Annotated in this window: 19 protein-coding genes; 11 read left to right on the top strand and 8 right to left on the bottom strand. The window is 63.7% G+C overall.

The genetic code is table 11. From position 1 onward, the window contains the following. Positions 1-20 precede the first annotated feature (20 nt). The 4 genes from ligA to FCU66_RS22350 all read left to right on the top strand — a co-directional run bounded on the left by ligA (position 21) and on the right by FCU66_RS22350 (position 4,107). Complete coding sequence (gene ligA, locus FCU66_RS22365; RefSeq protein WP_136618223.1) at positions 21-2,225, top strand: NAD-dependent DNA ligase LigA; 2,205 nt, start codon at positions 21-23, stop codon at positions 2,223-2,225. Then, positions 2,225-2,917: a DUF2461 domain-containing protein gene (locus FCU66_RS22360; protein WP_136618224.1), complete on the top strand. Its 693-nt coding sequence runs from the start codon at positions 2,225-2,227 to the stop codon at positions 2,915-2,917. Before ligA ends, FCU66_RS22360 begins: the two co-directional genes overlap by 1 nt. 168 nt (positions 2,918-3,085) lie before the next feature. Then, positions 3,086-3,814 (top strand): AzlC family ABC transporter permease, encoded by a 729-nt coding sequence (locus FCU66_RS22355; RefSeq protein WP_136618225.1) that lies wholly within the window; start codon positions 3,086-3,088, stop codon positions 3,812-3,814. Next, a complete protein-coding gene (locus FCU66_RS22350) occupies positions 3,811-4,107 on the top strand; it encodes an AzlD family protein (protein ID WP_136618226.1) in 297 nt (98 codons plus the stop codon). The genes FCU66_RS22355 and FCU66_RS22350 overlap by 4 nt, the downstream gene beginning before the upstream one ends. 206 nt (positions 4,108-4,313) lie before the next feature. Here FCU66_RS22350 and FCU66_RS22345 read toward each other — a convergent pair whose 3' ends face one another. The 3 genes from FCU66_RS22345 to FCU66_RS22335 all read right to left on the bottom strand — a co-directional run bounded on the left by FCU66_RS22345 (position 4,314) and on the right by FCU66_RS22335 (position 7,764). Next, positions 4,314-6,158: an aminopeptidase P family protein gene (locus FCU66_RS22345; protein WP_136618227.1), complete on the bottom strand. Its 1,845-nt coding sequence runs from the start codon at positions 6,156-6,158 to the stop codon at positions 4,314-4,316. Between the two features lie 144 nt (positions 6,159-6,302). Next, positions 6,303-7,175 carry a 50S ribosomal protein L11 methyltransferase gene (locus tag FCU66_RS22340; RefSeq protein ID WP_136618228.1) on the bottom strand — a complete coding sequence of 291 codons (873 nt, stop codon included), beginning with the start codon at positions 7,173-7,175 and terminating at the stop codon, positions 6,303-6,305. Positions 7,176-7,185: 10 nt separating this feature from the next. Continuing rightward, positions 7,186-7,764, bottom strand: coding sequence for an SCO family protein (locus FCU66_RS22335; RefSeq protein ID WP_136618229.1), 579 nt, complete (start codon positions 7,762-7,764; stop codon positions 7,186-7,188). A gap of 188 nt (positions 7,765-7,952) precedes the next feature. On the opposite strand from FCU66_RS22335, the gene FCU66_RS22330 reads away from it, so the two are divergent. The 3 genes from FCU66_RS22330 to FCU66_RS22320 all read left to right on the top strand — a co-directional run bounded on the left by FCU66_RS22330 (position 7,953) and on the right by FCU66_RS22320 (position 9,924). Further along, entirely contained in the window at positions 7,953-8,471 is a 519-nt protein-coding gene (locus tag FCU66_RS22330) for a CreA family protein (protein ID WP_136618230.1), read from the top strand. Positions 8,472-8,552: 81 nt separating this feature from the next. After that, positions 8,553-9,194, top strand: coding sequence for a transferase hexapeptide repeat family protein (locus FCU66_RS22325; protein WP_136618231.1), 642 nt, complete (start codon positions 8,553-8,555; stop codon positions 9,192-9,194). Positions 9,195-9,498: 304 nt separating this feature from the next. Further along, on the top strand, positions 9,499-9,924 hold the full coding sequence (locus FCU66_RS22320) for a low affinity iron permease family protein (RefSeq protein WP_136618232.1): 426 nt from the start codon (positions 9,499-9,501) through the stop codon (positions 9,922-9,924). Positions 9,925-9,927: 3 nt separating this feature from the next. On the opposite strand, the gene FCU66_RS22315 is transcribed toward FCU66_RS22320, so the two are convergent. Next, complete coding sequence (locus tag FCU66_RS22315) at positions 9,928-10,794, bottom strand: SDR family NAD(P)-dependent oxidoreductase (protein WP_136618272.1); 867 nt, start codon at positions 10,792-10,794, stop codon at positions 9,928-9,930. Between the two features lie 156 nt (positions 10,795-10,950). Here FCU66_RS22315 and FCU66_RS22310 point away from each other — a divergent pair, with 156 nt between their 5' ends. Then, positions 10,951-11,232, top strand: a complete 282-nt coding sequence (locus tag FCU66_RS22310) for a hypothetical protein (protein WP_023668298.1) — start codon at positions 10,951-10,953, stop codon at positions 11,230-11,232. Between the two features lie 71 nt (positions 11,233-11,303). Here the strand turns inward: FCU66_RS22310 and FCU66_RS22305 are convergent, their stop codons facing one another. Together FCU66_RS22305 and FCU66_RS22300 are read right to left on the bottom strand one after the other, a co-directional pair. Then, a complete protein-coding gene (locus FCU66_RS22305; protein WP_136618233.1) occupies positions 11,304-11,732 on the bottom strand; it encodes an SgcJ/EcaC family oxidoreductase in 429 nt (142 codons plus the stop codon). Between the two features lie 106 nt (positions 11,733-11,838). Then, the gene (locus tag FCU66_RS22300) at positions 11,839-12,414 is read right to left on the bottom strand and encodes a TMEM175 family protein (RefSeq protein ID WP_136618234.1); all 576 of its coding nucleotides are present in this window, start codon (positions 12,412-12,414) and stop codon (positions 11,839-11,841) included. A 238-nt stretch (positions 12,415-12,652) separates the two neighbouring features. On the opposite strand from FCU66_RS22300, the gene FCU66_RS22295 reads away from it, so the two are divergent. Further along, positions 12,653-13,060, top strand: a complete 408-nt coding sequence (locus tag FCU66_RS22295; RefSeq protein WP_136618235.1) for an SH3 domain-containing protein — start codon at positions 12,653-12,655, stop codon at positions 13,058-13,060. Positions 13,061-13,162: 102 nt separating this feature from the next. Here FCU66_RS22295 and FCU66_RS22290 read toward each other — a convergent pair whose 3' ends face one another. After that, positions 13,163-14,635, bottom strand: a complete 1,473-nt coding sequence (locus FCU66_RS22290; RefSeq protein ID WP_136618236.1) for an MATE family efflux transporter — start codon at positions 14,633-14,635, stop codon at positions 13,163-13,165. Between the two features lie 170 nt (positions 14,636-14,805). Between FCU66_RS22290 and FCU66_RS22285 the strand changes: the two genes are divergently transcribed. Further along, positions 14,806-15,594 carry a L,D-transpeptidase gene (locus FCU66_RS22285; protein ID WP_136618237.1) on the top strand — a complete coding sequence of 263 codons (789 nt, stop codon included), beginning with the start codon at positions 14,806-14,808 and terminating at the stop codon, positions 15,592-15,594. A 65-nt stretch (positions 15,595-15,659) separates the two neighbouring features. Here the strand turns inward: FCU66_RS22285 and FCU66_RS22280 are convergent, their stop codons facing one another. Beyond that, positions 15,660-17,135, bottom strand: a complete 1,476-nt coding sequence (locus FCU66_RS22280; RefSeq protein WP_136618238.1) for an esterase-like activity of phytase family protein — start codon at positions 17,133-17,135, stop codon at positions 15,660-15,662. A gap of 309 nt (positions 17,136-17,444) precedes the next feature. Here FCU66_RS22280 and FCU66_RS22275 point away from each other — a divergent pair, with 309 nt between their 5' ends. After that, a complete protein-coding gene (locus tag FCU66_RS22275) occupies positions 17,445-19,856 on the top strand; it encodes a GcvT family protein (protein ID WP_136618239.1) in 2,412 nt (803 codons plus the stop codon). The last annotated feature ends 6 nt before the right edge of the window (positions 19,857-19,862 follow it).

Here is a 19,862-nt window from a genome sequence, read left to right as displayed (position 1 = left end):
AAAGTTCGGGGAAGGAAAGCATGGCTGAAAAACCTGTCGATTCGCTCAGTGAGAGCGAGGCCGAAGCCGAGCTGAAGCGCCTTGCGGAAGAGATCGCCGAGCACGACCGGCGCTACCATACCGAAGATGCGCCTGTTATCACCGATGCTGAGTACGATGCGCTGGCTCGGCGTAACCTCGCCATCGAGGAGCGCTTTCCGGCGTTGGTGCGCGAGGTTTCGCCGTCGCGCAGGGTTGGCTCGGCGCCGGCTGAAGGCTTTGCCAAGGTGCGCCATGCGGTGCCGATGCTCAGCCTCGCCAAGGCCTATACCGACGAGGACGTCACCGATTTCCTCGAACGCGGCCGGCGCTTCTTCGATCGCGACAAGGATCTCGACATTGCCTTCACGGCCGAACCGAAGATCGACGGGCTGTCGGCTTCGCTGCGCTACGAGAACGGCGTGTTCGTACAGGGCGCAACGCGCGGCGACGGCACTGTCGGCGAGGACATCACCGCCAATCTGCGGACAATCGCCGACATTCCCGCGAAACTGAAGGGATCGGGCTGGCCCGAAATCATCGAGGTACGCGGCGAGGTCTACATGACCTATGCGGAATTCGAGGCGCTGAAGCAGCGGTCGGCCGCGGTCGGCGGCCAGGACTATGTCAATCCGCGCAACACGGCGGCCGGGTCGCTGCGCCAGAAAGATCCATCCGTCACCGCCAGCCGCAACCTCAAATTCTTCGCCTATGCCTGGGGCTACACGACAGCGGATCCGGCTCCGACCCAATATGATTCGGTGCAGAAATTCGCCGACTGGGGATTCAAGATCAGTCCGCTGATGGTCAGGGCCAAATCGGTCGATGATCTGGTCGCCCAGTATCGCCTCATCGAGGAGCAGCGCTCGTCGCTGGGCTACGATATCGACGGCGTCGTCTACAAGGTAGACCAGCTGGAGCTGCAGCGCCGATGGGGGTTCGTCACCGGCGAACCGCGCTGGGCGGTTGCACACAAATTTCCAGCCGAACAGGCGATGACGACCGTGCAGAAGATCGACATCCAGGTCGGCCGCACCGGCACGCTGGCGCCGGTGGCACGGCTGGCGCCGGTCACTGTTGGCGGTGTCGTGGTCGAGAATGTCACGCTGCACAATGAGGACTACATCAAGGGCCTGGACAGCACCGGCCAGCCGATCCGCGACGGCATCGACGTGCGCATCGGCGATACGGTGGTGATCCAGCGGGCAGGCGATGTCATTCCCCAGATCGTCAGTGTCGTCATAGACAAGCGGCCGCCTGATGCCGTGCCATACGAGTTCCCGCACACCTGTCCGATCTGCGGCTCGCCGGCGACGCGCGAGATCAATGAGAAGACCGGCAAGGAGGATTCGCGCCGCCGCTGCACCGGCGAACTGATCTGTCCGGCGCAAGCGGTGGAAGGATTGCGCCACTTCGTGTCACGCGGTGCCCTGGACATCGAAGGCCTCGGCGCCGAAAACATAGACACCTTCTTCAATGCGGGATTGATCAAGACAGCCGCCGATATCTTCACGCTCAAGGATCGCCGCCCGGCCGTCACCAGGGCGCTGGCCGAGCGCCGTGAGGAGCAGGCCAGGCAGCGCGAGGCCGCATCGGGCAAGACGCGCAAGAATGTGCGCAGCGTCGAGGACCGCAACTATGAGGGCCTCGACAAGCTGTTCGCCGCCATCGATTCGCGCCGCGAGCCGGAGCTGGACCGCTTCATCTTCGCGCTCGGCATCCGCCATATCGGCGAAACGACGGCCGCCGTGCTTGCCCGGACCTTCTCGACCATCGAGGAGTTGATCCGCGTCGGCAAGGAAACAGCGGCCGCAGCCGATCCGCACAGTGTTTTCCCGTCGGTCAACGGCATAGGCGACACGGTGATAGATGCGCTGCGCGATTTCTTCGGCAATGAGCGCAATGACGACGTGCTTGATGCGCTGCTCACGCAGGTCAAGCCGAAGCCGTATATCGTCAACGTCTCGGCCGACAACGAGGTCGCCGGCAAGACGGTCGTGTTCACGGGCTCGCTGGAAAAGATGACACGCTCCGAAGCCAAGGCGATGGCGGAGCGCCTCGGTGCCAAGGTCGCGGGCTCGGTTTCGGCGAAGACGGATCTGGTGGTCGCTGGGCCGGGTGCCGGCTCCAAGCTGAAGCTTGCCAGCGAACTCGGCATCGAGGTGATCGACGAGGATGCCTGGCTGGTGCGGATCGGCAAGGCGTGATGGAAGGTGCATTCAAGGGTTTCGGCCCAAAGGCTATTCCGTTCCTGAAGGCGCTGGATTTCCACCAGAGCCGCGAGTGGTTCCTGGAAAACCGTGACCTGTTCGAACAGGAATTGCGCGATCCCCTCAGTGATCTGGTCGACACGCTGACCGAGCGCTTTGCAAAGGCGGGCCTTGGCCTGCGCGGCGACCGCAAGAAGTCGCTGTTCCGGATCAATCGCGACGTGCGCTTCGCCAAGGACAAGCGGCCTTACAACAGGCATTTGTCGGCCATCCTGTCGCCCGACGGCACCAAGATGGAGCAGGGCGTGTTCTACGTGCATATCGGGCTTGAACGCTGCTTTGCTGACATTGCCTGGTGGCAGCCGGAGCCGGCGCTGCTGCTGGCGATGCGCAAAGCCATCACGACGAAGCCGGACAGGTTTCGCGCCCTGGTGGCGGCGTTGAAGAAGAACCGTCTTGAACTCGAGACGGAAGGCCGCATGAAGCGCACGCCACGCGGCTTCGAGCATGTCAGCGATGCTGACCTGGTCGCCGCCATCCGCCAACGGCATTTTGTCGTCCAGCATGTTATCGATCCGGCGGGAATCCATACGGCTGATCTGGTCGACGAACTCGTCGATTTCACCTTGCGCGCCAAGCCACTGCTCGACTGGGGCAGGGCGATCGAGGGCAAGATTCCCGCCTTCTAGCCCTTCGGCAAGGCGCCACCACGATCATTTCCGCTGATCATTTGGCTCAAGCGAATTCGTGTGACAGCGCAGGCTGCGCCACCTACATACCGCCATTCCCTTGTTGTTGTGCATGTCGTTGTCCCAAACCGCTACGCACTTTTGGGCGACATGCATCAGGAGTGGTTGATGGCGACGGACGTAATTTCCGAGAGCGGCACGAAAAGCGATTTCTGGCAAGGCGTGCGGCTCTCGATGCCTGTCGTGGTCGCGTCGGCGCCGTTTGCGGTGCTGTTCGGCGCGCTCGCCGTCGACAACGGCTTCTCGGTCCTGGAAGCGTTCCTGATGAGCGCGCTGGTCTATGGCGGCGCCAGCCAGATGGTCGGCATCCAGTTGTTCGGCCAGCATGTGGCGCCGTGGCTGATCGTGCTGTCGATCTTTGCCGTCAACTTCCGCCATGTGCTCTATTCCGCCGGCATCGGCCGGCGCATCGCGCACTGGCCCGTCATCAGCCAAGCGCTCGGTTATTTCATCCTCACCGATCCGCAATTCGCGGTGGCCGAGGCGCGGGCGCAATCCGGCCAGACGGTCGGCTTCGCCTGGTATCTCGGGCTCGGCCTGCCGGTCTATGTGTTCTGGATCGTCGAAAGCGCGCTTGGCGCGGTGTTCGGCAAGCTGATCCCCGACACGCACGCACTGGGCATCGATTTCCTGCTGCCGATCTATTTCCTCGGCCTTGTCCTGGGTTTCCGCAAGCGGCCGCTGTGGCTCCCGGTGGTCATCGCCAGTGCCGCCGCCTCGATCATCGCCTACAAGACGGTGGGCTCGCCCTGGCATGTCTCGATCGGCGCGATTGCCGGCGTCCTGCTGGCGGTCATCCTGCCTCCCCACCACAGCGGCGTGAAGGCACGGCCATGAGCACGACATTCTGGATCATCATCGCCGGCGCGGTCGCGACCTATCTGACGCGCATCGGCGGGCATCTGGTCATCTCCCGCTTCGACACCATCCATCCGCGCGTCGAGGCCGGCCTCAATGCTGTGCCGGCGGCGGTGCTGACGACGCTGGTGGCGCCCGAACTGTTGAATGCCGGGCCGGTGGAATGGGCAGCTCTGGTGGTCACCGCTGTCGTGTCACTGCGCGGTGGGCTGATGGCGATGTTTCTGGCGGGCGCGGCGGTGTTGATCGTCGCTCGGCAGTTCGTGGGGTAAAATTCCAAGCACAATCGGACGTTTGGCGCTGCCCCTCATCGCCCTGCCGGGCACTTCTCCCCGTATAGTGACGCCTTCATCCCGGATTTCGCGAACCGTCAACGTTGTAGAAAAAGCGCCGAGGTTGCGACCGCGCTCTTCTCCCCGTCACTATACGGGGAGAAGATGCCGGCAGGCAGATGAGGGGCAGCTTTCCAAGACCAGCCCTAAATCTTCGCATCATGCGGCAATGGTGCCGTGGCCTTTTCCAGCCAGGCCAGCGTCTCGCCGTCGAGCATCGGCCCGATCTCGGCCAGCACGCGCGCGTGGTATGTGTCGAACCAATGCAGCTCCTCGCGCGTCAGCAGGTCTGACCGCACCAGCCGCTTGTCGATCGGCGCCAGCGTCAGCGTCTCGAAGCCGTGCATGGCGATGTCGCCGCCCTCGATCTCTTCCGCCGGCGTCACCAGAATGAGGTTCTCGATGCGGATGCCGTAGGCGCCTTCCTTGTAGTAGCCGGGCTCGTTGGACAGCATCATGCCTTCGAGCAGCTTTTCGGTGCCGGTGCGGGCAATGCGCTGCGGCCCTTCATGCACGGCCAGATACGAGCCGACGCCATGGCCGGTGCCGTGGGCGAAGTCGCAGCCGTGCTTCCACAGTGCCATGCGGGCGACGGCATCGATTTCCGAGCCGCGCGTGCCGGCGGGAAAGCGCAAGGTAGAGATGCCGATCATGCCTTTCAGCACCAGCGTGAAGCGTTCGCGCATCTCCTGCGTCGGCTGGCCGATCGGCACGGTGCGGGTGATGTCGGTGGTGCCGTCCTGATACTGCGCGCCGGAATCGAGCAGGAACAGTTCGCCGGCCTGCAGCTTGCGGCTGGTGGCGCGCGACACGCGGTAATGCATGATGGCGCCGTTCGGGCCGGCGCCGGAAATGGTGTCGAAGGAGACGTCGCGCAGCGGCATCTGGGTTTCCTCGCCGGTCTGCCGGCGCGACTCCTCCAGCCTGGTGACGACTGATATCTCGTCGAGCGAGCCGGGTTTTTGCCGCTCCAGCCAGCACAGCAATTTCGCAACGGCCGCGCCATCACGGCGATGCGCGGCACGCGAGCCATTGATCTCGGCCTGGTTCTTGGTGGCACGCGGGATGCGGGCAGGGTCGACTGCTGCAATCACGGTGCCGCCATTGGCTTCGACCAGCATGCGCAGCCTGTCGGCCGCCAGCACCGGGTCGAGCGCGATTTTCGCGCCACTCTTGGCAAGCGCCACGATTGCCGCTTCGAATTCGCCGGGCTCATGCGGCTCGGCGAGCTGGGTGAGGTAGGCCGCGACCTGGCGCGAGAATTTGCGCTTATCCATGAAAAGCTGGTGCGATCCGTCGGCGGCGAGGATGGCGAAGCCGAGCGCCAGCGGCGTGTGCGGCACGTCACCGCCACGGATGTTGAAGGCCCAGGCAATGGAGGAGGGGTCGGTCAGCACGGCATGGGTGGCGCCGTCCTTGCCGATCGCCGTCGCCAGCCGTGCCAGCTTGTCCTTGGCGAGCTCGCCGGCAAAGCCGATCGGGTGAAGTTCGACTGATGCCACCGGCGCCTCGGGCTGATCCTTCCAGATGATGTCGATCGGGTTCTTGTCCAGCGGCACCAGCACGGCGCCTGACTTGTCGGCCGAGGCCTGCAACGCCTTGACCTCGCTGATCGTGTGCAGCCATGGATCAAAGCCGAGCCGTGCGCCCTTGCCAAGATTGTCTTTGAGCCAGACGGCCGGCGGATTGTCGACCAGGCTTTCGATCGAAAAGACGTCGAGATCGACCTCGCTGCGCACCTGCAGCGTGTAGCGCCCGTCGACAAAGACGAAGGCGCGGTCGCGCAGGACGATGGCGACACCGGCCGAGCCGCTGAAGCCGGTCAGCCATTTCAGCCGCGCCGAACGGTCGGCGACATATTCCCCCTGGTGCTCGTCGGCGCGCGGCACGATGAAACCATCCAGCCCGTTGGCTTCAAGCCATTGGCGCAGCAGCGCCACGCGTGGCTTGCCGACGGTCGGGTCGCCCGCGGAATCGAAGGTCTGGAACATGGTGGGCCTCCTGCAGTCAGCGCAACCGTAGCGTACGGCCGCGGAAATCGGAATCGATTTCCGGCTGGGCGCAACCTGCTACAGCATCGCTTGACTGACAACCGGCGGAACTTGGTCCAAGCGATCGTGGGCCGCCCGCCTGTTTCAATGCTTCAGGTGGATCGTCACCCAGCCCTCGCGGTGCAAGGTTCTGATATGGCGGAAGTTCTGGCCGACATAGGCCGAGACGACGGCGTCGCGCTGGCGCTCGAGGATGCCCGACAGCACGATCGAGCCGCCAAGCGCGATGTGATCGGCCATTTGCGGCGCCAGCCGCATCAACGGCCGTGCCAATATGTTGGCGACGATCAGATCGAAAGGCGCACGCTTGCCGAAGATCGGGTGGTGGAAGCCAGGCGCGGTCACCGTCTCCACCAGCGCCTTGACGTGGTTGAGCCGTGCGTTGGCGGCAGCCACTCTCACCGCCACCGGGTCGATGTCGGTGGCCAGCACCGGAATGTGCGCCAGCTTGGCGACGGCAATCGCCAGCACAGCGCTGCCGGTGCCGAGGTCGAGCGCATTGCGCGGACGCTCGCGCCGCATCACCTTTTCCAGCATTTCCAGGCAGCCGGCGGTGGTGCCGTGGTGACCGGTGCCGAAGGCGAGGCCGGCCTCGATTTCGATGGCGAGTTCGCCGCTGTGGCGCTTGCGGCGGTCATGCGCGCCGTGGACGAAGAAACGGCCGGCGCGCACCGGCTTCAGCCCCTCCAGCGAGCGTGCCACCCAGTCGATGTCGGGCAGGGCCTCGCGCTCGATCGGCTTCGACAGGGAAAGCCCGGCAAGGATGTCCTTGACCTGCGCCTCCACCGCATCGACATCGCCATCGGCATAGAGCGACACTTCATAGAGGTCGCGATCCTCATCGACCTCCAGCACGGCGATCGGCAGGCCTTCATCCTCGAAGGCCGCCTCGAACGCCGCAAAAATGCTGATGGACTCGATCTTTCCGGTGGTGAAGTAGAGGCGCGTCTGGGTCATGAAATGGTGATCAGCCTTTCGCCGCCAGCCGCTTCAGTTTGGCGACTGCCGTATCCGAACTTTCGCCATACGCGATGGTACCGGCAAAGTCGCCCTTGGCGTTGAGCAGCAGCACCGAGGCGGTATGGTCCATCGTGTAGTCGCCGTCGCCGGTGTCGACCTTCTTCCAGTAGATGCCGAACGACTTGGCCATGGCATGAACCTTGTCCGGATGGCCTGTGATGCCGGTGATGCGGTCGGAGAAATTGCTGACATAGGCGTTCATGACATCGGGCGTGTCGCGCTCCGGATCAACCGAGACGAAATAGGCGTGCAAGTTCTTGCCGTCGTCGCCGAGTGTCTTCAGCCAGCCGGCCAGTTCGAACAGCGTGGTCGGGCAGACCTCGGGACAATGGGTGAAGCCGAAGAAGACGACGCTGGGCTGGCCCCTGAAGGCGGCCTCGGTGATCGGCGCGCCTTTCTGGTCGACCAGGGTAAAGGCAGCGCCAAAGGGCTCGCCGCCATAGTGGCCGCGGTACCAGTCGAAGGTCAGCCAGCCGATGCCGGCCGCCATCAGGACGAGAATGCCGACCAGAATAGAACGCATCATCAGAAAAGTCCGTCTGCAGAAATCGTCGCGCCGGCTCAATGCCGCGCCTGTGCGACAGTCTTAGCGGTTCGGCCCCGCGCAGGCAAAGTGCCGCGTTGCCGCAACCGCAATGGTGTTGACATATCTGCTTGCAAAGCCGGGCTGCTCGCCCCACCTGTGACCGGCAACTCGAACCGCAGGAGGCTCCCTTGCACAGACTGATTGGGCACGGACTGATTGGGCGAAAACTGATCGGCGGCGCGCTGGCCGCGTGCGTTGTCCTTGGTGCTGGCGCTGCCGTCGCCGAGGAAGTCGGCAAGGTCGGCGTCGACTGGCTCGGCAATGACATCATTGTCGAGGCGATCAAGGATCCGAAGGTGGAGGGCGTGACCTGCCATGTCTCCTATTTCGATCGCGGCATCATCGATCGCCTGCACAAGGGAAACTGGTTCGAGGATCCGTCCGATTCCTCGATCTCCTGCCGCCAGACTGGCCCGATCACCATCGGCGATATCGACATGAGCGAGGGCGGCGAGGAAGTGTTCAAGCAAGGCATCAGCCTGATCTGGAAGAAGCAGGTGGTGAACCGCATCTACGACAACGCCAACGAGACGCTGATTTATCTCTCGCATTCGCGCCAGGTGCAGAACGGCTCGGCCAAAATGTCGGTTACCACCGTGCCGCTCTACGGCCAGAACGTCGCGTGGAGCAAAGGCAAGCCTCAATAGGCGAACTCCTTGGCGCAATTGGTGTGACGGGCAATTGCGCCCGGCTTGCGGGACCAATCGTCCTGACGTAAAGCCGCCGGCATGGACCGTTCCGAAAATCTCGTCCCGAAAGATCCCGAGCCGCGCATCCATCCGACCGCGGAACTGAAGGCGTGCAAGCTCGGCCGCTATGCCTCGATCGGCGAGCGGGTGGTGCTGCGCGAGGTCACGGTCGGCGACTTCTCCTATTTCGAGCGCCACTCGGAAGCGATCTACACGACGATCGGCAAATTCTGCTCGATCGCCGCCAACAGCCGCATCAACGCGCTGGAACATCCCATCGAGCGGCTGACCCAGCACAAGCTCAGCTACCGGCCGAACGAGTATTTTCGCTGGCTGGGTGTCGACGCCGCCTTTCGCGAGCGGCGGCAGGCGAAAGCCGTGACCATCGGCCATGATGTCTGGATCGGCCACGGCGCGGTGATCATGCCCGGGGTCGCCATCGGCAACGGCGCCGTCATCGGCGCCAACGCCGTGGTGACGCAGGATGTGCCGCCCTACGCAATCGTCGCTGGTGTGCCGGCGAAGGCGCTGCGGCCACGCTTCGCTCCGGATATTGCGGCGCGGATCGAAGCTCTCGCCTGGTGGGACTGGCCGGTCGAAAAGCTCGCCAGGGCGGTTCCCGACATGCAGGTAATGCCGATCGAAGCCTTCCTTGACCGCTGGGAAAACGACGTCGCCTGAGCTCCGACAAACAGGTTGACGCTAACCGGGCGGCGCTTTCGGAAAGCCATGCTCCGGACTGAAACCCCTTCCGCCATGCGGGGGTGGCGCAGCGGAAGGGGCTGGAGGTAAACCGCTGTGAAGCGGAAGGAACAGGCACTCTTGCCTGCAGGGTTACTGTGACATTCAACCCATAAAGTGTGTTTTCCGCCTTATTCTCTTTATGCGTGTATTCAATTGTGCCTGACGTATTTGTCTGCGTCGGGAACCTGAAACGGTCGCCGGTTGTTTCTTATCGCGCCGCAGCGTTGAGGGATTTCGACAGATGGAAAAACTTTTCACCAAGATAGCCAACTGGGTCGCCCATATAACCGGCCTGCCGCTGACATTTGCCGTCTGCTGCCTGATCGTCGTCGTCTGGGCGGCGAGCGGTCCGTTCTTCGGCTTTTCGGACACCTGGCAGCTCGTCATCAACACGGGCACGACCGTCATCACCTTCCTGATGGTGTTCCTGATCCAGAACACCCAGAATCGCGACGGCGCGGCGATCCAGACCAAGCTCGACGAGCTGATCCGGGTCAGCGCCGGCCACAACCGCTTCATCGGCATCGAGCACTTGACCGAATCAGAAGTCGAGGAGATCCGCGACAAATGCGAGCGTGCGGCCAAGCGGCACGACGAGCATATCGCCGCGATGGCGGCGAAGAAGGCCGTGGCGCAGAAGCGCGGGCCGAAAAAGCACGCGGCCTGAAGGTCAGCCTTTCATGAACGCGGCGAAGGCATCCTTGTGGTCCGGATGCCAGCGCGACAAAGCAGGGCGGTTCTCGATGATGTCGCCGATTGCCCAGGCCATGCGCTTTTCATCCAGCGGCCGCGCCGCCTCATTGTCCGGGCACAGGATGTAGAAATCGCCCCTGGTCAGGGCTTCCAGCATGAAATCAACGACCTGTTCGCCGGTCCAGGCGCCGGCCGGCTTTTCCGTCGCGCCTTCGGTCAGGCCGGTAAAGGTGAAGCCGGGGATCAGCAGATGCGCGGCGACATGGGCGCCGGGTTCGTTGCGCAGCGCATGCGCCAGGCCTTCGGTGAAGGTCTTCACCCCGGCCTTGGAGACATTGTAGGCGAGGTTGCCTGGCGGCGTGGTGATGCCTTGCTTGGAGCCGGTGTTGACGATCAGGCCCGGCCTGGCCGATGCCAGCATGCGCGGCGCAAAGGCCTCGACGCCATGCACGACGCCCCAGAAATTGATGTCCAGCAGCCGTTTCCAGGCATCGCGGTTTTCCCAGGGCTTTCCGGGATTGTCGCCGACGCCGGCATTGTTCATCAGCAGCGACACGTCGCCGAAGGCGCCGAACGCCCTTTCGGCGAGACGGTCCACCTCATCCGCCTTCGAAACATCGGCGGCGACAGCGAGCACGGCATCGTCGCCGGCAATCGCAGAGACGGCGCGCGCGGCGTCGTCAAGGCGCGCGCCGCCGATGTCGGCCAGCACGATCTTCATGCCCATCATCGCAAACCGCTTGGCGGCCGCAAGACCGATGCCGCTGGCGGCGCCGGTGATTGCAGCGGTGTTGCCGCGGCCAAGGGCGGGCAGGGCGGTCTGGATCTCGGCGTCGGTGATCATGGGCATGGGTCCTTCTTTCGATGGCGCCGAACTTAGCGCCGGAAAGGGCTTGCGCAAGCCTCTGCTCGCCTTGTCGGGTTGACCAGTACGGTCGAGGCTGCGCATGTTGCCCCGGCAAAAGAAAGACTTTTGCCGGGACAAATGGAGATTTCCTGATTGACGGACTGGGTCGCAATTCTGAAGGAGCAAACCGCCACCGGCGACCAGATGGGCCGTGAGGTGCCGCAGATGCTGGCCAATCCCGACATCAGCGAAGCGCAGGTGAAGACGCTCTTTTCCGCCCTGGAGAAACAAGCCGAGTTCGTCGAGAAACTGCGCATGGCGCTGGAAAAGTTCGGCCATGATTTCTCGATCATCAAGGCCGCGGAACGGCTGGAGGAACGCTATGCCGACCTTGCCGCATCGGTGGCGGAAAAACTGAAAGCGATGCGCAAATAGGGTAGTGTCTCAGGCTCGGCGCGCCGCTCTGGCGTCATGTTGGCGGCGCGCTTTTTGCCTTACGGCATGAGTTAGCTTTTCGAGCCGGCTGGGGCGATTGTGCCAGGAACAATATCAGTGTTCTGAGCCACCTTGATACGCCATCCCGACGGCCCTTCTTGGGCAACCAGAAGCAATATGCCTTTCCTAAGCCCTGCCGGGGACCCGTCCGGGGCAGATGCTCCCGTTAGGGTCCAAGTGTAATGAACGGAAGCAAGCCCCGGAGCCAACTCTACAACCGACGAGACATCGCCTTCTAATCGGCTATCCCGAAACATGGTGTCATGAGTAGCTCGGTGCGCCGCTTCGATTTCGGATCGGTTCTTCCACCAAACGCCTACGACGTTGACGAAATTAGCATCAGAAGCGAACAGAGATGCAAACTCATCCATATCATGCCGGTTCCAAGCGTTCGCAAAAGCGGTAGCGACATGCTCAGGCTTGCTAGTCGTCACGCCCATGACCCTACGTCTCCTACATACTTTCTGCCAAGCGTATAGGAGTCGGGGGCCGGATGCGACAACGGTAAGGTCAAATTTCAAACTGAGACGCTACCGCAAATAGCGGCTACTTTTCGATCACCCGCGCAAAACGCGTATCCGGCACGAGCCATACGGTTGCGACCAGCACATAGATCGCGACGCCAATCCATTGGCTGACGAAGGTGAGCGGTATGGCTGCGAGGTAGAAGGTGAGCGAGATCTTACCTTTGCGGTCGCTGCCCAGGGCCCTGGCAAAGGCGCTCTCGCTGCCGTGAAGCCGGTGCAGAGTAATGGTCAGGATGTTGAACGCAATGGCGCATAGCGCGAGGTCGGCGCCATAGACGGCGACCGGCACCGGCGCAAAATGGTTCTCGCCCATGAAGGCCGTCGTCACCGGCATCAGCGACAGCCAGAACAGCAGATTGAGGTTCGCCCACAGCACGCGGCCATCGACCCGCTGCACGGCGTGGAACATGTTGTGCAGGTTGTTCCAGTAGATGCCGACATTGATGAAGGACAGCACGTAACAGAAGAAGACCGGCCACAACGGCACCAAGGCGGAGAAATCCTCGCCATGCGGCACTTTCAGCTCAAGCACCATGATGGTGATGATGATGGCCACGACACCGTCGGTGAACGCCTCGACCCTGCCTTTGCCCATGGATCCCACCTTTGCCCGCAACGGATTGTCGAAAGACAGTAAACTGTTAGCGGATGTTGAAGGGCCGATAAACGGTGCACGAGAAATTCCTCAACCATATCCAAGGAAACTCCGGCATCAGCCCGCTGGGCAGGATGGTTGTGGGGGCCTCCGTGTTGACTTTCTTTGCCACCGCTTCTCCCCTTGCAGGGCAGCCTCGGCCGAGCAGACGATGGCCGAGGTTCGAATGGAGGAACTGATGAGATTTCGATTTCTGCTTGTGATCGCGACCATGCTGGCCGCGGTCTTCGGGACGTCCACCGCGGCCTTCGCCTACAGCGCCCACACCACGACCAACCTCAATGTTCGTAGCGGGCCGGGAGCGGGATACGCCAAGGTCGGAACGCTGCCCGCCGGCTTCCGGGTGAATGTCACCGGCTGCGAACCGGGCTGGTGCAGAATCCATGGCGGCGGCGTGAGCGGCTGGGCCAGTGCCGGCTATCTCGAGCGCGCCCACGTCGTTCATCCGCCGATCATCATTGTGCGCCCGCCGTATCGGCCGCCGCACTGGCACCACAGGCCGCATCACCGTCCTCCGCACCATCGCCCGCCGCACAAGCCGCGTCCCGGCAAGTGCAAGATCGCGCCCGGCTTCTCCTGCAAATAGGGTTCATTGCGCCGTTCAAGGCGTTCCGGATCGCATGACGGACAGGGCCGCAATCAGCTTGTGGCCCTGTTGCCATATCTTTGGCCAGAAGGATCCGGATCTTCAGCCGTTCGGCGTTTCGGGCGAAAGATGCGCGCGTCCGCGGGGCACGCCAAGCCCGGTGTCCGGCGGCTCGCCGGCGGCCGGCCTGTCCTCGATCATATGCATGGTGCGCCAGCGGCCGAAGCGGTAGTAGGCCGCGGCCAGCACGAGTGAGGTGATCGAGCCGGCCGGAAAACTCCACCACAGCGCCTCCTCGCCGATCACGCCGCGCATGAAATAGGCAAAGCCGGTGCGCACAACCAGCACCGAGATCACCAGGATGATCAGCGGCGGCATCACGGCACCCGTGGCGCGCACCGTGGCAAACAGCACGATGGTGATGCCGAACAGGATGAACGACCACGACGCGACATTGTTGATATGGACGGCGATGTCGATCGCAGCACTGTCGCTGCTCAGGAACAGGCTCAGCACCGAACGGTCGAAAACCGAAAGCACGGCAACCAGTGCGCCGGTCAGGACCAGGTTGAAGCCGACGCCTGAGGCGGCGATGCGGCCGATCCGGTCCCAGCGCCCGGCGCCGACATTCTGCGCCGCCATCGAGGAGACCGCCGCACCGATAGCGAGCGCCGGCATCTGGATGTAGGTCCACAGCTGGGCAGCGATGCCGTAGGCGGCGGCGACCTGCGAGCCGTAGGAATTGACCATGCCCATCACTGTCAATGCAGCCGCGGAGACGACGATCATCTGCAGGCCCATCGGCACGCCCTTGAAGACGACGATGCGCAGTAAGGTGGGGTCGGGCCGCAGCAGGGCGAGATTGGCGCCGGCCAGGCGCAGCGGATGCTTGCGCACATAGAGCACGATGAGGATGGCGATCACGCTCACCGTCTGGCCGATCAGCGTGGACGTGGCGGAGCCCGCGATACCGAGCTCGGGAAACGGCCCGATGCCACGGATGAGCAGCGGGTTCAGCACGATGTCGAGGACGACGGCCAGCGCCATGAAGAAGAAGGGCGTGCGCGAATCGCCGGCACCGCGCAGCACGGTCATGACGAAGGAGAGAAGGTTCATCATCGGCACGGCGACGAAGATGATGCGCAGATAGGAGCGCGCCAGCGGCAAGGCGTCGGCCGGTGTGCCGAGCGCCCCCAGGATGGCGTCGACCCAGATCCAGCCGCAGACCGCGAACACCACCGAGACGAGGAAGAAGAAGGTGGCGCTGGTGCCGACGATGCGGCGCGCCTCCGGCAGGTCGCGGGCGCCGACCGACTGGGCCACCAGGATGGTGGCCGCCATGCCGATGCCGAACACCGTGCCGAGGATCAGGAACAGGACGAGGTTGGCGTTGGAGGTGGCGGTCAGCGCCGATTCGCCGAGGAAGCGGCCGACCCAGACGGCGTTGATCGACCCGTTGAGCGACTGCAGCACGTTCGAGCCGAGCACCGGCAGGGCGAACAGCAAAAGCGTGCGCGGGATCGGACCGCTGGTCAGGTCGCCGGTGCGCCGACGCGTGGGCATTTTTTCATCCATGGCGGGCAACTCGGCGAAGGTTTATCTCAAGTCCGGTCCGCGATGATTGCCGATTCAACGAGACAGGTCATGCCTTGATCTAATCATGTTCTCAAAGCTTCCGGAATGGGATATTGATCGTGGATGCGTGGGGCCGCATTCCTACCAGATCTGGATAGACCGGGGGGTTCATGTCCGATATTCCGCTGTTTTCTGAGCGCCTGAGCCGGCGCGCGTTCCTCGGTGCATCCGCCTTGGGCGCGGCCTCTATGGCTCTTTCGGCGTGCACCACGACGGACGTGGTGCCGCCGCCGGTGGCGGCACCGCCAAGCGATCCGGCTTTCGGCGATACCGCAAGCATGTATGCGGCGCGCACCGACGAGGGCTATCAGCTGCCGGCAATCCCGGTCGCCAAGCTCGATCCGAAGTTCGTGCGCCAGATCGTGTCCGACCCGACCGGAGAAAAACCCGGCACGATCGTCGTCGATGTCTCCGAGCACTTCCTCTATCTGGTGCGCGACGGCGGCAAGGCTATCCGTTATGGCGTCAGCCTGGGCAAGGCCGGTTTCGGATGGACCGGCAGCGCCGTGGTTCAGGCGAGGAAGAAGTGGCCGGTCTGGACGCCGCCGCCGGAAATGATCCAGCGCCGGCCGGAACTGGCGAAATACAAGGACGGCATGCCGCCCGGCCCGCAGAGCCCGCTCGGCGCCCGTGCGCTGTATCTGTTCCGCGACGGCAAGGACACGATGTACCGGCTGCACGGCACGCCGGAGTGGGATTCCATTGGCAAGAACGCGTCGTCGGGCTGTGTGCGCTTCATGAACCAGGACATCATCGACCTCTACAGCCGGGTCAACGGCGTCGCGCCGGTCTTCGTGCGCCCCAATTTGTCGGCTGCCGGCAAGATCATGGCCGTGTCGAACAGGACGGCCGAGCCGATCGATGCGGGCGTGCCAAGGGACGCGGAGATGTTGAAGTAGGAGCCTTCACGATCTGCTCAGGCGGACGCGCTCGGCGCGTCCGCCTGCATACCTGCATTGGTTCGTTACTTCTTGGCCAGACCCGGCAGCGTGACCTGATAGACCAGGAACATGGTGTCGACATCGGCGCCGTCTTCCGCCTTGTAAGGCGCTCCGACCTGGAAGCCGTCCTGGGCAAGGAAGTCGTTGTCGTTGGCGACGAACAGGAAATAGTCGTCGGGCAGCTTCGGATCGAGAACGCTGACCACCGACATCGCCTCCCACTTCTCCGACAGGTTGTTCTTGTCGTTCGGCGCGCCATTGTGCAGGCCGAAGCGGCCGAGCTCGCCCTTGTCGTTGATGTCGATGAACGGCGTCAGCTTAGCCGGCGTCACCGACGGGTCGAGCACGCCCTTGGGCGCCAGCGGCTTGTCGGCGGCATCGAAGGCGCCGCCGGCGATGTCGGTCGCGGCAGAGACGTCGACGACGAAGATCTGGCGCACCAGCGAGGTGTCGCCCTTCAGCCCCTGGCCGTTGCCGCTGTCGCGCGCCAGCATCAGGAAGGTCTTGTCGGAGAGCGCTACGATCTCGCTTTGCGCGGCGATCTTGGTCTTGCCCTTGGCATCCTTGAACACCGGCAGCGGCACGACATACTCATGTGTCAGCTTGAGATGGCCGAGGTCGGATGCGTCGTAGACCAGCGCCCTGGTGTTCTGGCGGGTCGAGCCGGAATCGCCGCCATCTTGCCTGGTCGCCGACTGCAGCACGGCGATCAGGAACTTGCCGTCGGGCGTCATCGCCATGCCTTCGAGGCCCTGGTTGTTCTGGCGGCCGGTATCGGGATCCTTCGGATCGGGTTCTGCAGCACCCGGACCTGGATTGTCCGAGGCGAAGTTCGGCGCGCCGTGGCGCATCGGCACCAGCGCCGCCGGTGGCTGGGTCGCCGACAACAGATGTCCGTCGGCGGAGAAGCGGTAGATGTTGGGGCCGTATTCGTCGGAGATGAACATCGAGCTGTCGGGCAGGCGCACGATGGCTTCGTTGTCGAGCGCCAGCTTGCCGTTGGCTTCGGGCAGGATCGGCATGTCGCCGCTTGCCGCGCGCACGCCGTTGAGCGGATCAAGGCCGGTGGCATCAGCGCCCTTGTCGTCAGTGAGAAGCATGGTGTCGGCGAGCGTCGCCTTGACGCCGGTCTGCTCCTGGCCGGCAGCGGGTGCCGCGCCCGGTGCGACCGGAGCAAATTCGATGCCGATCGTGTTGAGGCGCGGCCGGTAGTCGGTGGTGCCGACGACATTGTAGCCGCGGTCCGGCAGCAGCCAGAGCGAACCCTTGTAACCATCGGCGCCATGCGTCCAGCCTGATGTGTCGATCGCCATGCCGGAGCCCGAGCCGAACGTCTCGCCGAACTTGTCGCGCTGAGCGGCCGGGATGCGGCCGACGCCGACCAGGCCCTTGTTGACGAGGCCGCCGACGGTCGCGGTGCTGTCGGCGAGCGCCGGCGTCAGGGCGGTGAACAAGGCCAGCGCGACGCCGAGCGACGCGGTTCGGTGCAGGTGTTTCATGGACAATCCTCTTTGTGACAGATGTGCCGGAGCGGCCGCAGGACGAAAAGCTGAAAGAGGTGCGACATCGATGATGCCGCGTGCGCCTCCCCGAAACGCGGTCTACGGCGCGAACATGATGCTTGCGTGACAGCGCGCGGTGCACGCCCGCCGTCTTCTTCACGCGCCGATAAAAACGTGCGCCTGGCGGAGAGAATTGATCACACCGTCAGTCTCAGGTCGACGAAAAGGCGCGCGCGTCCCGGCACTAGACACTTATGTCCAGTGCGTATATGGTCCAGCCTTCGGACTAACCGTGGAGGGGAAGCCTTGAAGTCGCACTACCGCGCAGTCGTCATCGGGGGTGGCGTGGTTGGGGCCTCGGTCCTCTACCATCTGATGCGGTTTGGCTGGACCGATGTGGCGCTGATCGAGCGTGCCGAACTGACGGCCGGTTCGACCTGGCACGCGGCGGCAGGCTTCCATGCGCTCAACGCCGACCCCAACGTGGCGGCGCTGCAGGACTACACCATCAATCTCTACCGGGAGATCGAGGCCGAATCCGGCCAGGATATCGGCCTGCACATGACCGGCGGCGTCAACATCGCCAGCGATCCCGCGCGCTGGGAGTGGCTGAAATCGGCCTGGGCGGTGTTTCAGTCGGTCGGCATCGAGACCGCCAGGTTGGTTACGCCCGATGAGATCAAGGCGATCTGCCCGATCGTCGACGTCACCGGCGTGCTCGGCGGCCTGCATGATTCCAACGAAGGCCATCTCGACCCGTACGGCACGACGCACGCCTATGCCGGTGCTGCAAAAAAGCGCGGCGCCGACATCATCCTGCGCAACCGGGTCGTCGAGCTGAAGGCGCGCGCCGACGGGCGCTGGGACGTCGTTACGGAGCAGGGCACCATCATCGCCGAGCATGTCGTCAATGCCGGCGGACTGTGGGCGAAGCAGCTCGGCCGCATGGCCGGCATCGACCTGCCGGTGACGCCGATGGAGCACCACTATTTCATCACCGAGGACATTCCGGAGATCGTGGCGCTGGACCGGGAAATCGGTATCGCTGTCGATCTCGACGGCTTCTCGTATCTGCGGCAAGAGCGCAAGGGCGTGCTGCTTGGCGTCTATGAGCAGAACCCCAAGCACTGGAACATGGATGGTGCGCCGTGGGACTACGGCATAGAGCTGATCCCGGAAGACATCGACCGCATCAGCCCGGAACTCGCCAAGGCGCATGAGCGCTTCCCTTGCCTGGCGACGGCCGGCATCCGTAAATGGGTCAACGGCGCCTTCACCTTCACGCCGGACGGCAATCCGATCGTCGGACCGGTGCGCGGGTTGAAGAACTACTGGGTCGCCTGCGGCGTCATGGCCGGTTTCAGCCAGGGCGGCGGCGTCGGCAAGTCGCTGGCCGAGTGGATGATTTATGGTGAGCCGCAGGCCGACATCTTCGGTATGGATATTGCCCGCTATGGCGCCTTCGCCGCCAACCGGGAATATCTCAGGCAGACCACGCGCCAGTTCTATTCGCGCCGCTTCGTCATGACCTTTCCCAATGAGCGGCTGCCGGCCGGGCGGCCGCTGAAACGCGCCGGCGCCTATGACGGCATGAGCGCGGCGGGATGCGAATGGATGGCGTCATGGGGGCTGGAAATCCCGGCCTATTTCGCGCCGATGGGGTTTGCCGAGAACACGACGCTGCGGCGCTCCAACGCCTTCGACATCGTCGGCGACGAGGCGCTGCAGGTGCGGCGCGCCGCCGGTCTCGTCGATATCTCGGCCTATGCACGCTATGCGGTGTCCGGCGCGAGCGCCGAGGCGTGGCTCGACCGGCTGCTCGCTTGCAGATTGCCGAAAGCGGGGCAGGCGAGGTTGGCGCCGATGCTCGGCCATGACGGACGGCTGAAGGGCGACCTGACCGTCTTCAACTGGGGTGGCGGCACCTATTGGCTGATGGGCTCCTATTATCTCCGGGAATTCCACATGCGCTGGTTCGAGAGCCATGCGGCGCAGGGCGTCACCGTCGCCGATTTGTCCGACACGATGGGCGGTTTCCTGCTGACCGGGCCAAATGCACGCAAGATCCTGGAGCGCACGACGCATCAGGACGTGTCCGGCGCAGCACTGCCCTTCATGGCCTGCGGTGCATTCGACATCGGCATGGTGCAGGCACGGGTGGCGCGGCTGTCGATATCAGGCGAACTCGGCTTCGAAATCAGTTGCCCCGCCACCATGCATGCCACTCTGCGCGAAACGCTGCTGGCCGCCGGCGAGGATCTCGGCTTGGCCGAAATCGGCTACTATGCGCTCAACGCATTGCGGCTGGAAAAGAGCTTCGGCATCTGGTCGCGCGAATTCACTCAAGGGTATACGCCCGTTCAGACCGGCCTCGACCGTTTCATCGCTTTCGGCAAGGGTGATTTCATCGGCCGCGAAGCGGCGCTGAAGGAGCGGGAGGCCGGCGGCGGCCAATGCCTGGTGACCTTGGAAATCGATGCGCTCGACGCCGACGCCAGCGGTTTCGAGCCGGTCTGGCACCAGGGCCGGCGCGTCGGCTTCGTCACGTCGGGCGGCTATGGTTATACGGTCGGCAAGAGCCTGGCGCTGGCGCTCGTCGACCGCGATTTCGCGGGCGAGGGCACAGCGCTCTCGGTGCATGTCGTGGGTGAGGAGCGGCCGGCTTGTGTCGTCGCGGCCTCGCCCTACGATCCCCTGGGCAAGGCGATGCGGCAATGAGGAGGA

The organism is Mesorhizobium norvegicum (assembly GCF_004919685.1).
In the GTDB taxonomy this organism is placed as follows: Bacteria; Pseudomonadota; Alphaproteobacteria; order Rhizobiales; family Rhizobiaceae; genus Mesorhizobium; species Mesorhizobium norvegicum.
This window is presented reverse-complemented; position numbering and strand designations above follow the sequence as displayed.